Annotated in this window: 10 protein-coding genes; 6 read left to right on the plus strand and 4 right to left on the minus strand. The window is 41.5% G+C overall.

The features are described from left to right. Positions 1-6: 6 nt before the first annotated feature. On the minus strand, positions 7-618 hold the full coding sequence (locus AB3G73_RS18400) for a DNA-binding protein (protein ID WP_367745327.1): 612 nt from the start codon (positions 616-618) through the stop codon (positions 7-9). A gap of 337 nt (positions 619-955) precedes the next feature. Between AB3G73_RS18400 and AB3G73_RS18405 the strand changes: the two genes are divergently transcribed. Both AB3G73_RS18405 and AB3G73_RS18410 read left to right on the plus strand, forming a co-directional pair. After that, the gene (locus AB3G73_RS18405; RefSeq protein ID WP_148364235.1) at positions 956-2872 is read left to right on the plus strand and encodes an Ig-like domain-containing protein; all 1917 of its coding nucleotides are present in this window, start codon (positions 956-958) and stop codon (positions 2870-2872) included. Then, the gene (locus tag AB3G73_RS18410; protein WP_195648954.1) at positions 2817-3692 is read left to right on the plus strand and encodes a DUF3108 domain-containing protein; all 876 of its coding nucleotides are present in this window, start codon (positions 2817-2819) and stop codon (positions 3690-3692) included. Before AB3G73_RS18405 ends, AB3G73_RS18410 begins: the two co-directional genes overlap by 56 nt. A 13-nt stretch (positions 3693-3705) precedes the next feature. On the opposite strand, the gene AB3G73_RS18415 is transcribed toward AB3G73_RS18410, so the two are convergent. From AB3G73_RS18415 to AB3G73_RS18425, 3 genes are all read right to left on the minus strand, one after another. Beyond that, positions 3706-4116 carry a PaaI family thioesterase gene (locus AB3G73_RS18415; RefSeq protein WP_367745328.1) on the minus strand — a complete coding sequence of 137 codons (411 nt, stop codon included), beginning with the start codon at positions 4114-4116 and terminating at the stop codon, positions 3706-3708. A 32-nt stretch (positions 4117-4148) separates the two neighbouring features. After that, positions 4149-5141, minus strand: coding sequence for a FecR family protein (locus AB3G73_RS18420; protein ID WP_367745329.1), 993 nt, complete (start codon positions 5139-5141; stop codon positions 4149-4151). A 182-nt stretch (positions 5142-5323) separates the two neighbouring features. Beyond that, entirely contained in the window at positions 5324-5839 is a 516-nt protein-coding gene (locus AB3G73_RS18425) for an RNA polymerase sigma-70 factor (protein ID WP_367745330.1), read from the minus strand. A 406-nt stretch (positions 5840-6245) separates the two neighbouring features. Between AB3G73_RS18425 and AB3G73_RS18430 the strand changes: the two genes are divergently transcribed. Genes AB3G73_RS18430 through AB3G73_RS18445 form a run of 4 tightly spaced genes read left to right on the plus strand, consistent with a single transcriptional unit; the run spans position 6246 to position 14493 of the window. Beyond that, complete coding sequence (locus tag AB3G73_RS18430) at positions 6246-7970, plus strand: hypothetical protein (protein WP_367745331.1); 1725 nt, start codon at positions 6246-6248, stop codon at positions 7968-7970. Positions 7971-8027: 57 nt separating this feature from the next. Then, a complete protein-coding gene (locus tag AB3G73_RS18435) occupies positions 8028-11528 on the plus strand; it encodes a TonB-dependent receptor (protein WP_367745332.1) in 3501 nt (1166 codons plus the stop codon). A 23-nt stretch (positions 11529-11551) separates the two neighbouring features. Next, complete coding sequence (locus AB3G73_RS18440; RefSeq protein WP_367745333.1) at positions 11552-13381, plus strand: RagB/SusD family nutrient uptake outer membrane protein; 1830 nt, start codon at positions 11552-11554, stop codon at positions 13379-13381. A gap of 26 nt (positions 13382-13407) precedes the next feature. Further along, positions 13408-14493: a family 43 glycosylhydrolase gene (locus tag AB3G73_RS18445; RefSeq protein ID WP_367745334.1), complete on the plus strand. Its 1086-nt coding sequence runs from the start codon at positions 13408-13410 to the stop codon at positions 14491-14493. Position 14494 lies beyond the last annotated feature (1 nt).

Below are 14494 nucleotides of genomic sequence, written 5' to 3' on the forward strand. Positions count from 1 at the left end.
TGTAATTCATCCTTCTGTTTTTTTTGCATAAACCACCAGTTTTCCAGCTCCGTAGCGTATCAACAATCCGCGCTCGATAAAGGTATTTAGTTCATTGAGTGCCCGTTGCTTGTCATGCCCTGTCAATCGGCAATAATCTGCACGGGTCAAACAGGGAAATCGTTGGAGGTGTTCGTTGATGATAGCCAGACACTCTTTTTCACTGTGCCCTTTTCCGGTAGGACGGGTGAACGATTTGCCGCGCTCTGGTCTCATTTGCTGGCCTATTTCTTTTTTGAACTGTTTGCCTGCCCGGAAATTGATGTTTTTCAGGCTGATGGATTGGGCGTGCACATCTTTCTTTTTCATCGCTGGAGGTCCTTGCAGAGAGACGGAAAAATATCCGATATCACCTAGCTCCACAATCCATCCATTTGCAAGCAGGTCTCTTAATTCATTTTGAAAAGACTGCATGGCACCAACCAATAAGCTACGGCTTATTCCGGTGAATTTGTGAACACGATCCAGGAATTCTTCCTGATCGATTGTTCCGTTGAAAACAACACGGGGATGAAGTGGCTGTTCTTCGCCTTTCTTCTGAATGTCGGGCGTGTTGTAAAGGTCGTAATGTATACTCATAATCAGAATTGTTTTATACCGGTACTTTTATTTATCCGATTGCCTGTGAGGATTTGTTTTATTAGCTATTCTTACTTCGTATGACTATAGTCTTTCTTTCGTATAACTATAGTCATACGCAAGGGAGACTATAGTTATCTTTTCGAATAACTATAGTTATACGAAAAGATATCAGGCAACAAAGGTAATCTTTTTAGGTAATAAAACTAATTATATTAGTAAGAAAGAAATAAAAACGTCGCAAATATTGTTTATTACCTTATGCCACCCTTTCCTTTTTTAATAAATTAGCTAGAAAGTGTGGTGTTTATTGAATAAGAACCCTTATTTTTGCAGCATGTTACAATTTGAGAATCAAAAGATAAAGCAAATAGTTCGCAAGGTGCTTCCGGTAGTAACGCTGGGAGCTATGTTATATTCCTGCGCCAGTATTGGACGGCCGGACGGAGGCCCTTATGATGAGACGCCACCCCGTTTCATCGGTAGTACTCCTGCTGCGGGTGCTCTGAATAATGAAAGGACTAAAATTTCTTTGGTATTTGATGAGTTTATTAAGTTGGAGAAAGCAACCGAGAAAGTCGTTGTTTCTCCTCCCCAGATACAGCAACCGGAGATAAAGGCTTCCGGCAAGAGAATACAAGTGAACCTGCTCGACTCTTTGAAGCCCAATACTACCTACACGATTGACTTCTCGGATGCGATTGTCGATAATAATGAAGGTAATCCGCTAGGGAATTTTGCATTTACGTTCTCTACCGGTACGGAGATCGATACGATGGAGGTGTCGGGAACAATGCTCGATGCTTCTAATCTGGAACCGATTAAAGGTATGCTCGTCGGACTGCATTCCAACCTGAACGATTCGGCTTTCAATAAATTGCCTTTCGACCGTGTGGCACGTACAGACAGCCGTGGCCGTTTCTCTATCCGGGGTATAGCTCCCGGTAAGTATCGTATCTACGGTTTGATGGATGCCGACCAGAACTTTACTTTTAATCAGAAGAGCGAGATGATTGCTTTCCACGATTCGTTGATTATCCCTCGTATGGAAGAACGTGTCCGCATGGATACGGCTTGGGTCGATTCATTGACTTACGACACGATTGTTGAGAAGAAATATATGCATTATTTGCCGGATGATGTCATCCTCCGTGCCTTTAAAGAACTCAACTATTCGCAATATCTTATCAAGTCGGAAAGATTGGTTCCGCAGAAATTCACGTTCTACTTTGCCGGTAAAGCCGATACTTTGCCTGTATTGAAAGGCTTGAACTTCGATGAAAAGGATGCTTTTGTTATCGAAAAGAATCAGCGGAATGACACCATCCATTATTGGGTAAAAGACTCCCTGCTCTTTAAACAAGATACGCTGGCTATGAGCCTGACTTATCTTTATACGGATACATTGAATCAGTTAGTGCCCCGTACAGATACGCTCAACCTCGTTTCGAAGCAAAAATATAAGAAAGAGGAGCCGGATAAGGACAAAAAGAAAAAGAAGAAAAAGAAAGGTGAAGAGGATGAACCCGAACCGACAAAATTCTTGCCGGTAAATGTCGGGGCTCCTTCGTCAATGGATGTATATGGTTCTATCTCTTTGAGTTTTGAAGAACCGATAGCCAGTTTTGATACTGCGGCCATCCATCTGCGGCAAAAGGTAGATACGCTTTGGAAAGATATACCATTCGACTTTGAACAGGACTCTGTGAATCTAAAGAGGTTTAATCTGTATTATGATTGGGAGCCGACGCTGGAATATGAATTTTCGGTAGATTCGACTGCGTTCCATGGTATATACGGACTGTTTACAGACAAAATAAAACAAGGGTTCAAGGTGCGTAGTTTGGAAGAATATGCCAAAATCACGTTTGTGGTGACGGGAGCGGAACCTAATGCTTTCGTTGAACTGTTGGATGCGCAGGATAAAGTGGTACGCCGAAGAAGAGTAGAGGAGGGAGGTTATGTCGACTTTTATTACTTAAATCCCGGTAAGTACTCCGCCCGGTTGATTAACGACCGGAATGGAAACGGTGAATGGGATACCGGTAATTTTGAAAAAGGGGTGCAGCCCGAAGAGGTGTATTATTATAATCAGATTTTAGAGCCGAAAGCCAACTGGGATCTAGAACAAAGTTGGGATATTCATGCAGTTCCGCTGGATAAGCAAAAGCTGGATGAACTTAAAAAACAAAAACCAGATGAAGACAAGAAGAAAAAGGATCGGGAACGAAATAGTCAGAACCGCCGTCGTTAGTGTTCGACGCAATTTTATTATCGGATTAGTGGCCTTACTGATGGGAGCTTTCGCCCTCCCTGCCAGTGCCCAATGTGAAGCGAAGAATGATGCGTTTCAATCCGGCGAACACGTAATGTATGATTTATATTTTAACTGGAAGTTTGTCTGGGTGAAAGCCGGACTTGCCAGTTTGACGACGAATGCGACTACTTATCATTCACAACCAGCCTACCGGATTAACCTGCTTGCTTTGGGCAGTAAACGGGCGGATTTCTTTTTCAAGATGCGCGATACGCTGACTTGTGTGATTGGAGAAAAACTGGAGCCGCGCTATTTCCGTAAAGGTGCCGAAGAGGGAAAACGTTACACGGTCGATGAGGCTTGGTTTTCTTATAAGAACGGTCTTTGTCTGGTAAATCAGAAGCGTACTTACCGGGATGGAGCGTTTGATGAATCTGAAGCTAGCGATAGCCGTTGTATATACGATATGTTAAGCATCTTAGGACAGGCACGTTCTTACGACCCTGCTGATTATAAGGTGGGAGACAAGATTAAATTTCCGATGGCTACGGGACGTAAAGTGGAAGAACAGACGCTTATTTATCGCGGTAAAGAAAATGTAAAAGCAGAAAATGGAGTGACTTACCGTTGCCTGATTTTCTCATTAGTTGAATATGATAAGAAAGGGAAAGAGAAGGAAGTGATTACTTTCTTCGTAACGGACGATTTGAACCATCTTCCTGTCCGTCTGGACTTATTCCTGAATTTCGGTTCGGCAAAAGCATTCTTGAATAATGTGACCGGCAACCGGCATCCGCTGACTTCTGTCGTTAAATAGATAAAGAGATTTTTTATTCCTGAACTTCGAAAAGCACTTTCTGGTCTTTCCGGAATACGCTGGATTCAAAAGTGGCAATCAAATCTCCGTTCTGGTTCGTTACATCTACCTGATAGCAGCCTGTACTTCGACCGATGTAGCGTTCGCGTGCTTCGGCAAAAAGGATGTCGCCAGGTCCGCTTGCGCGTAGAAAAGTGATGCTGGACGAGAGAGAGAAAGCTAGTGTACCGTGCGAGTTGGCTGCTGCGGCCAGTGCCAGGTCCGCTAATGTGAAAATGGCTCCTCCTTGTGTACGGGCGCCTGCATTCAGATGTTCGGGTTTTATTTCTAACTTGGCTTTACTGTATCCTTTGCGTACTTCCAGCAGTACTACTCCTGCGTTTTCGGCAAACAGATCGTTCTTAAAAAACTCTTGTGCGGTCATGATATTATTTTTGAAGATTCTTTAATCGTTTCTTATTTTTTCAATGAATGGATATATACCTTATCTTTTTCAATTGAGTAGCTAAATTTATTTGTTTCAGACATAATATCCAATATTTTCTCTAATTTATTTGTTTCTATAATAAAACTTCCATGGAAAATTAAATTCTTGAGTTGCTCTGACTCAAATGCGAATGTCACATCAAACTGGCGCTCCAACTCTTTAGAAATGATCGACATAGGAATCTCATCCCAAAAAACTTTGCAGTTGATCCACTGTTCAGCATAATCAGCACTCTCGGTCAGCTTATAAGTTTGGTCAAACTTATTAACTGTCATCGTTTGATTAGGCTTCATTATAAACTCTTGGTTGATGCACGATAAGGCAATGGCACCTTCTAGGAGTGATACCTTTATATACTTCTCATCACCATAATTTTTTACGTTAAACTTAGTACCCAGTACCTTGATCTGTGCAGAGTCTGTTTGTACAACAAATGGATGCTCTCCATACTCTACCTCAAAATACCCTTCGCCTTCCAGCCGGACATTGCGATTCTTTCGGCTAAAACTCTCGGAGTAAGAAAGCTTGGAATCTGCGTTTAACCATACTATAGAACCGTCAGGAAGCTTCATTTTTAATTTCGATTTTCTTGGAGCGTATACTTCGGAAATCAAAGAATCATCAGGTGTTGTAAAATTATAAATTATAAAAGGAGTGGTAAACAGTAATATAATGATTGCCGCTGCGTAACCTGCATACTTCACAAATAAGGCTCTTCTTACCTTTCCTGCCGGAGCACTCTTATGTTTACGGATTCGTTCCGCAAACCTGTTATAGGCACGTTCTTCGTGTACAGATGCATTTTCATACTCGGCAGACAGAAGCCAGATTCGTTTCTGCTGTTCAAAATATTCCTGATTCTCCGGATCGGAGTATACCCATTCGTTCAACTTATGCAACTCCTCTTTGGTAATACTTCCCGAGAGGAAATCATATATCAGTCTGTCAAATTCTTCTTTCATACCATCTTAAACTTAATATCTATTGAAAATTACCTACCTGCGCTATCATCAGGACAGTCTGTCAATAGGAGAAGTATAGTGAATAACTTTGCTTTTTAATATTAATTAAATATATTCGTAATAAACATTACAATTAGGGCAAGATAAGATTTTGCAGTTTCTTTCAGCTTATCCAGTGCACTTCACATGTGATATTTCACTGTATGAATAGTGATTCCCATGATTTCGGCAATCTCTTCTTGTCTTTTGTTTTCAAAACGACTCAATAAAAACACCTTTCGGGTTTCCGGAGATAATCCATCAATCGTTTTCTGGATAATAGCATGCAGCTCCTTACCCTCTAAATGCTCAACCGGATTTTCGCCCAAAGACCATAAGTCGCTGTAAATGACCAGGTCTTCTGACGAGCAGGCCGTTTCCCTTCTCACATATTCAAGCTGAAGATAATTGATACACTTGTTGGCTACACTTCTGAAAAGGTAGTTCTTCAATGAGGTGTTAATTGCTATTTTAGAGCGGTTTTCCCATAGGCTATACACCAAATCTTCTACTATAGATTCTGATAGATAAGAGTCTGTCAAATACCCTCTCGCTATCCGGCAAAGATCTATATAGTAAGTTTTATAGATGTATCGGAATGCCTCCTCTTTACCCGATTTCAGGGCCTCGATAATCTCTGTTTCCAGGTTCTTTTCCATTATGTCTTTCAGAAATCGTATATTTGATTTATTAGTTAATATATTAAGGTGAATACTCACACGTTTTGTTTCTCCGATGGATAATTCGGGGGCAAGGTATTGAAAAAATGTAAGATGACCAAACTCACTAATAAAAAGATGAGTTGGAGGGCTGAACGAATAAAAAAATCATTTCTCACTATACTTTTTATTAATCTGGCTGTCATATTAATGAATAGGCCAATAAAGCATATTTTAACCTGAATCTCTATGAATGGTAAAAAGAAGAATTGTAAAAGAGCATAGCGCGATACTCTTTTTTGAAGTTATAAGGTATACAAACAGCTGTTTTAGTTTAGTCATACAGGATAAAGATTGCTTTCAGGAATAACAGAAAATAAGCTATTTCTTATTTAAATAATATTGTATGAAGAAACTACATTTTCTATTAAGCACATTCCTTGTGTTTATATTCACGTCATGCGGAGAAGATGAACTAAAAGGTGTTGTCTTATCCGAAGACCCGGGGTACGTAAAAGAGCCATTGGTAGCCATACAGGCAGAAGATGGCACAGGGAATTGGATAAATGGTCTTATTGACCAGAACAGTAGAGTCATAGCCTTAGATTTTCGCATTTTGGACGACCAAAGTGCGGTGAATGTGAAACTCAAACTGGCGGATGAATGGGCAAAACCTATTGATCCGCTCACTACTGACGCTGTACTGGATTTAAGCAGCGGTATTACCCGTATTAAAGTGAATGATGGAGCAGATGATATCGAATATACCATTTTCAGCACTTCTACCCAGTTACTTCGAGGTGTAACGGCTACTTGTAATACAGAGCAGGTTAGTGGCAGTTTTATGAATGGTGTCGCTTCGTTACGTTTCAAACAAAACACTACATTTGCAAACGTAGTCTTGATGCCTATTTTGGCAGATAACGCAGAAGTCATCTCTACGGATCCCGCCAGTCAAAAAGATGAAAATGGGAACCTGATTGTTGACTTAAGCAGCACACTTACTATTACTGTAAAAGACAATACAAACAACATGACTAAAAAGTACCAGTTGAGTGCTGTAAATGGAATTATTGACGCAGGGGTAAACTGGGAAAATATTACTGCTGATTTAAAGAATCAATACAGCAGTATTTGTATTCCTGATTTTATGATTGTCTATGAGAATAAAAACTTGCATGGAAGGAGCGGTAATACGGGGTGGCTGATTACTATTCCTGCCGGTAAAATAAACATGAAGGTTAGCTGGGATATGAATAAAGACAATGTAACATGGGCTGAACCCACTGCTCAACATCGTACAACAGCTATCATGAATGATAATATGGATTATTCACTGTTTGTTCCGGGATTGTCCGGGCAATTCTGGGTACCGATATTTTATAGTCTCGGATGGAATGATAGTGGGCTGTTATCCGCGCCGCGTCTCGGCTATAACTTAGCTACTTCTTTGAAATATTGTCCGGGAACTTTAGGAATTACGGCTGATGGAAAGGCGGAGATTTCCTATGCGGAAGTGATAGATAATAACTTGTATAAGTTCACTAGCGGTGGAGCCGGCAAACAAGCCGCCAATGGAGTACAGTGGTCGCCAGTCAGTGCTGTCAGCGGATATTCTTATCCATTGCAAAAAGGGCAGATCATGATTGCCGGAGAAAATGCAGAGCTTTATAAGACATTTGCCACCAATGAAGGAAGAAATACTTCGACCCGTAACAGAGGAATGGATGGAGCATTGTCAGGAACTAATTCATGGGCGGCTAATCCAGTAAACATTTGGACTTTTGATGGTAAGCCTGTAGGACGCCGGGCTGTCGGTATCACGGAAGAAGGAGACTTGGTCATTTTTGTAAGTAATCGTTTTACGAATTCTTATAACTCAGTAAAAGCAGCTTGGAATGTCTTTAGTGATGGCTCTTCTTTACGGGAAGTGGCCGTGGCCTTGCAGGAAGTGGGTTGTACAGATGCCATTGTGTTTGGTGAGAACTATCATAGTCCTGTTGTCATTCGAGATGATAGTAGAGGGGTACCTTTAGGAAAGGTAGCCGGTAGATACGACTGGGAAACGAACGGCAATGTGAAAAATGCGGATAATGAAGCTAGTTCGCAATCCTGGATAATGTTTAAATAAGAACATTGTAAGACAATGAGTTAGTAACAAAAGATATACACATAAAAACTTAAATCAATGAGTAAAATCATCAAATGCATGTTCTTCGTGCTATTAGCTGCAGTTCTTCCACTGTCGGTTCATGCGCAGCAGGTGACCTTACATTTGCAGGATGTAACGGTGCGCAAAGCATTTCGGGAGTTGGAGGTCAAAGGAAATGTATCCTTAGTATATGAGAAAAATGATGTGGACCTGACCCGTAAGGTAACCGTGAAGGTAGATAATCAACCAATAAGCAAAGCGCTGGATCAGATTCTGAAAGGACAGGAGTTGATTTATAAAATAAAAGATGATCATATTATCATCACCCGGCCTGTCGTTCAGAAATCGGATAAGAAACGGCGTATCAATGGTGTCATCAGCGATGTCAATGATGAATTGTTAATTGGAGTATCGGTATCAATTCCTGGTACTAATATTGGTACGGTGAGTAATATGGAAGGGAAATTTGAACTGGAAATACCGGAAGACGCTAAGAAATTGCAAGTGTCTTATATCGGTTTTGACACACAGGAAATCTCATTGTCGGCCGGCAAGACGACATTCAATATTGTAATGGGAGAGAATGTGAAAATGCTTTCAGAAGTAGTAGTGGTTGGTTATGGCACGCAAAAGAAGGTTAACCTGACCGGTTCGGTTGCTACGGTAAATTTGGAAAAGGAATCACTTTCACGTCCTTTGGTCAGTGCTTCGCAGGCGTTGAGCGGTATGACAGCCGGTTTGCAGGTGATGCAAAGTTCCGGGACTCCATATAATGAAGGTTTTTCTTTCAATATTCGGGGGGTGGGTACTCTGAACAGTTCTTCGCCACTTGTATTGGTGGACGGAATGGAGCAAAGCCTGAATAATGTAGATCCCAATGATATTGCCTCTATTTCCATCCTGAAAGATGCGGCTTCATGTGCTATTTATGGTAACCGGGGGGCAAATGGGGTTATTTTGGTTACTACCAAAACCGGACAAAAAGGAAAGGTCAGCGTGTCCTACAATGCTACTTTTTCACTGAATCAACCTACCAAACTGATAAAAACGGTATCTAACTACGCCAAGTATATGGAATTGATGAACGAAGCCGCTACTAATATCGGAGAATCTGCTCCTTTCAGCGACATTACTATCAATCAATGGCGCGAAGCGGAAAAAGATCCGAATGGCATTTCAGCTTCTGGCTATCCTAATTATGTAGCTTATCCCAATACGGATTGGTACGATGAGATATATAGTAACGACTGGATGATGAAACATTCGCTTTCCGTCACTGGGCAAGAGGGACGTACCGGATATAATCTTTCTATATCTTATACCGACAATCCGGGATTAATCAAGGATACCGGATACCAACGCTATTTTTTGCGTGCCAATGTTTATTCGGATATTACTAAGTGGTTACGTATTGGCACTCGCGTATGGGGGTATCACACTGACCAGAAGAAAAGCGATACCGGTTCACTCACCAATATTAATACTCAAAAGATGATACCGGGCGTATATCCATATTATGACGGAAAATATGGCGCGCCGGAAGCAAACGAGGAAGATCCGCAATCTCACAATCCTCTGTGGGACATGGCACAAACGGAAGGGCATATCAAGAACACACAGTTCTTCACTACTTTTTATGCCAACGTAAAGTTTTTGAAACACTTTTCATACGATGTTAATCTGAACTATAAGGATTACCGTTATGAATCGATGTCCGTGAATACGGATTATGGAAAATATAGTTTTAGTACAGATCAGTGGATAGCTGCCCCCAAAGATCCTGCTGATTTGTATACTCGTATGGCGTATGTCCGTGAGAACCATTGGAAATTGACGCACTTGCTCAACTATAACCAGACTTTCCATAAACATGATATCGGTATGTTATTGGGCTTTGAAGAAGAGCGTTTTGTCAAACGAACTACGGATACCGCCAAACTCGGATTAATAGACTCGTCTGTGGGTGACCCAAGTTCAGCTACTACTCCTTCTTCTATTAGCGGTACGGGGGAAGAATATACATCCCGTTCTTATTTCGGTCGCATTAATTATGCTTTTGACAGTCGTTATCTATTTGAGGTAAATATGCGTTATGACGGTTCTTCCCGTTTTGCTCCGGATAATCGTTGGGGACTTTTTCCTTCTTTCTCTGCCGGATGGAGAATTAGTGAGGAGACATTTATGAAAGGACTTCCTATCGATAACTTGAAGCTACGTGCTTCTTGGGGTAAATTAGGAAATAATGCGATTGGCAATTATGAATGGCAGGCTGTGTACAACTCTGCTAAATATGCATTTGGCGGTAGTCTGAATAACGGATTGGCGGTTACCTCTATTTCCAATAATCTGTTGGAATGGGAAAGTACTGCTATCACCAATATTGGTATTGACTTTGCAACTTTAAGAAACCGTCTGACGTTCGAGGCTGAATTTTATAATAAAGTAACGGATGGAATTTTATATCGCCCTGATATGTATATGTCTCTCGGGACAGCCAGTGGCCCTCGTCAGAATATTGCGGAAGTGACTAACCGTGGTATTGAGATGACCCTGAACTGGCAAGACCGTATCGGTAAAGTAGAATACCGTGTATCCGGTAACTTTGCCTATAACCAGAATAAAGTCAGTAAATACAAAGGAGAATTGCAGCGTGGCTGGGTGACAGATGAAAATGGGAACCGCGTTTATCAAACCAATATCGGCGATGTTTCTACCGGAGGATCTACTCGTGTAATAGAAGGTAAAATGATTAATGAATACTATATGTTGCAACCATATAAAGGTAGTGGAAACAGTTTTAATGCAGATGGAACTGTCAATATCAACGGTGGTCCGAAAGACGGAATGATCCGTACGGTAGACGACATGAAATGGCTGAATGCCATGGTAGGGGCAGGGTACAAGTTCTATCCGCGTCAGAACGTCAGTAAGAGTGGCATTTGGTATGGCGATTACATCTATGCAGACTTAAATGGCGACGGTGTATATGGAAATGACGCCGATAATGAATTTCAAGGCTGTTCTAATGTGCCCAAGTATAACTTCGGTCTGCAGGCAAGCGTTAATTGGAAAGGTTTCGATTTCTCTATGAACTGGTCAGGTGCAGCAGGTTTCAAGATTTACTATTATCGCTTGGCATTGAATAGTAGTGCTACTATCAAAGGGTATGCTATCGGCGAGGCAATAGCAAACGATCATTATTTCTTTGATCCCAAAAATCCCAATGATCCGCGTACGAACTTGAGTTCAAAGAATCCTCGCTTGACAAATAACTCCGGTAACGACCAAAGTGGTATGACACAGTCATCAGTACATTTGCAAAAAGGGGATTATATAAAACTGAAGAACCTGACTATCGGATATACATTGCCTGCTGTTCTGTCGAAAAGAGTATATGCGCAGAATATCCGTTTCTTTGCTTCCGGTGAGAATCTATTTACCATTACCGAGTATGAAGGAATGGACCCGGAAATGCGTACCGCAGTGGGATATTCTACTATGAGACAATATGCATTCGGTGTAAATATCACTTTCTAAACTTATTCTAAAACGATTTTATGATGGAAAACAAAATAAAAATATTTCGGAAATTAGTAAGATGTGCATCTATTGCCTTGCTGTCTTTCTCTATGGCTGGATGTGGTGCGGACTTTTTAGATACTACTCCTACCAATAACATAAGCGGTAGTAGTATCTGGACGAAAGCAACTTTGGCCGAACAGGCTGTTATCGGCGTATATAATGTCTTTCTGGATCAATATTGTCCTAACTCCGGCATTCTGGATTCGCACCGGATTCCATGGGATGCTTATTCCTCTGTGATGGATACGGACAAGAACTGGATCAAGCGAATGCCTAATTGTACAGGAGCGGCTACTCCCTCAAGTGGTCTGTTCAGTGATATTTATAAACGTTTTTATACTTTTATCTATCGTGCTAATGATGTGATAGATAATATTGGTCAGGTTCCTGATATGTCGGTCGAAGAGAAACAACGGGCTATCGCTGAATGTAAATTCTTGCGTGCATTTGCTTATATGCGCTTGAACATCTTATATAAAGGAGTGCCGTTATATATGAATGCTATCACGAGTCCCGAAAACGGTAACAAAGCCCGTTCTTCAGAAGCGGATGTTTGGGCAGCCGTACTCCAGGATCTGACAGATTGTGTGAATGAGTCCAGTCTACCGGACAAATATAATTCGGGTGATTCTAACTATGGACGGGTAACTAAAGGAGCTGCTTATGCATTACGCGGACAAGTATATATGTGGCAGAAGAACTGGGAGGCGGCCGTTAATGATTTTAGTTCTGTGGCGGACTGTGGTTTTGGGTTATATACTAAGTCCGGTGCTACCAGTTATAAGCAGTTGCTGAAGATAGCAAATGAGCAATGTGAAGAAATGATATTCTCTGTGCAATGCATCAAGCAATACGGCTACTCCAATACAAGGAACATCACTTACGGCAACCGTTGTACGGCAGGTTCTATGTGGAATAACTATTTGCCTAATCCGCATTTTGTGGAGTCCTTTGAGACGGCGACCGGAGAAAAATTTAATTGGGATAATTACTTGCCGGGGTATAGTACGATGAAAGAAAAAGAGCGTGTGGTGTTTTTTCTACGTGACGGGCTATCCGCGGCAGAAAAGGAACGTATGACTGCCTATGGGGCAGATATGAACAAATATCTGGATAGTGGCAATGAAGCACGTATCAAAAAGGCGTATGAAAGTCGTGACCCACGTCTGCAAATGGCTATCATTACCCCTTACGCACAATATAATGGCGCTTCTTCGGGAATAGCTCATACTTATACATTGCGTTGGCCTTATCGTGGCTCCGACAGTGCAGAGCCATTTGATATCCGTACTGATACAAACGATAAGTTTTACTATCTATGGAGAAAGTTTGTGCCTGAAGGACTGGAACAGACTGAACGTGATACTTATGGATTGGATATTCCATTAATACGTTATGCGGAAGTATTGCTGCTGAAAGCCGAAGCGCTAAATGAATGGGGAAGTACCCATGAAAGTGAAGCAATCAGATGTGTTAATGAAGTAAGACGTCGTGCAGGGCATGTCGAATTGAATAATGCAGCTTATCCTGCTACGAAAGTCAATGGGCAGAGCGATTTGCGTGAACGTATCCGGAATGAGTATTATTGGGAAATCGGTGGCGAAGATTCTATGTATTTCCATGAATTGCGTTGGGGAACATGGAAGGATAAGAAGTTTGATAATAATCGTAACGGCCTGATGCAAATGTGGGGTGAAACGACTTATACTTGGTATTGGTTAGGCGACCAGTGTTGGAGCTGGCCTATACCTGCCAAGGAGATGGAAATGAACTCGAATTTGGAACAGAATGAAGGTTGGATAAATTAATTCTAGTTTTAACAAATAAAGTATATATGAAAAAATTATCTTTTTTAATTGCAACAGTATTGTGTATCATGGCATGTTCCGGTGGTTCTGACGAACAACCGGATGGTCCGGGTAACGGTAACGGAAATGGGGGTGGGGGAAGCACCCCTAATCCTGTTTCATTCTCCAATCCTATAGTCGGTAAACAGTTGCCTGATCCGACTATAATCCATGCGGCAGACGGGAACTTTTATCTGTACGTTACCCAACAGGATAATATCTATATTCCAATCTACAAATCCACTAATATGACACAGTGGACTTATGCTGGGGCAGCTTTTCTGCAAAAACCGAACTGGCAGCCGGACACTCGCTTGTGGGCTCCGGACATTAACTATATCAACGGCAAATATGTGCTTTATTATACTCTCGGGCACTGGGATTTGCCTAAGAATAGTTGTATCGGGGTAGCGGTCAGCGACTCTCCTGTAGGGCCTTTTACGGATCACGGAAAACTTCTTGACTACAATTCCGGTACTATGCAGTGTATCGACCCTTGTTATTTTGAAGATGATGGTAAGAAGTATCTTTTCTGGGGAAGTTATAATAGTACTTCTAAAGGTTATGAAGGAGGTATCCGTTATGTAGAGTTAAGCGCTGACGGGCTATCCATTAAAGGTGCTGTTTCCGAAAAGATAGCGGGACCTTCAATAGAGGGTATCATGGTTCATAAACGCGGGAATTATTATTATTTGTTTGGCTCTACGGGTAGCTGTTGTGAGGAGGAAAGAAGTACATACCGTGTAGTGGTGGGACGTTCTAAAAATATCGAAGGTCCTTATGTGGGTAAAAACGGAACTGTAATGAAAGAAAATAGTAGTTATAATGAAGTAATTTTGCAGGGTAATAACCTGTTTGCCGGAACCGGACACAATTCTGAAATTATCACGGATGACGAGGGCAACGATTGGTTCTTCTATCATGCCTGGCAGAAAGCGAAAATAGATAATGGGCGTCAATTGATGTGTGACCGCATACAATGGAGCAGTGATGGCTGGCCTTATATTACTAATGGCACACCAGCATCCGTATCTCGTGCACCTGTATTTAAAAACGAAGAAGAAAAAGAGTAAC

It is taken from the genome of Bacteroides sp. L008, assembly GCF_040812255.1.
Classification (GTDB): Bacteria; Bacteroidota; Bacteroidia; order Bacteroidales; family Bacteroidaceae; genus Bacteroides; species Bacteroides vicugnae.

What these genes read in the sequence shown, in the direction of transcription:
- AB3G73_RS18400 (WP_367745327.1), bottom strand. Translation starts at nt 618, where the DNA reads ATGAGTATACATTACGACCTTTACAACACGCCCGACATTCAGAAGAAA.
- AB3G73_RS18405 (WP_148364235.1), top strand. Translation starts at nt 956, where the DNA reads ATGTTACAATTTGAGAATCAAAAGATAAAGCAAATAGTTCGCAAGGTG.
- AB3G73_RS18410 (WP_195648954.1), top strand. Translation starts at nt 2,817, where the DNA reads ATGAAGACAAGAAGAAAAAGGATCGGGAACGAAATAGTCAGAACCGCC.
- AB3G73_RS18415 (WP_367745328.1), bottom strand. Translation starts at nt 4,116, where the DNA reads ATGACCGCACAAGAGTTTTTTAAGAACGATCTGTTTGCCGAAAACGCA.
- AB3G73_RS18420 (WP_367745329.1), bottom strand. Translation starts at nt 5,141, where the DNA reads ATGAAAGAAGAATTTGACAGACTGATATATGATTTCCTCTCGGGAAGT.
- AB3G73_RS18425 (WP_367745330.1), bottom strand. Translation starts at nt 5,839, where the DNA reads ATGGAAAAGAACCTGGAAACAGAGATTATCGAGGCCCTGAAATCGGGT.
- AB3G73_RS18430 (WP_367745331.1), top strand. Translation starts at nt 6,246, where the DNA reads ATGAAGAAACTACATTTTCTATTAAGCACATTCCTTGTGTTTATATTC.
- AB3G73_RS18435 (WP_367745332.1), top strand. Translation starts at nt 8,028, where the DNA reads ATGAGTAAAATCATCAAATGCATGTTCTTCGTGCTATTAGCTGCAGTT.
- AB3G73_RS18440 (WP_367745333.1), top strand. Translation starts at nt 11,552, where the DNA reads ATGGAAAACAAAATAAAAATATTTCGGAAATTAGTAAGATGTGCATCT.
- AB3G73_RS18445 (WP_367745334.1), top strand. Translation starts at nt 13,408, where the DNA reads ATGAAAAAATTATCTTTTTTAATTGCAACAGTATTGTGTATCATGGCA.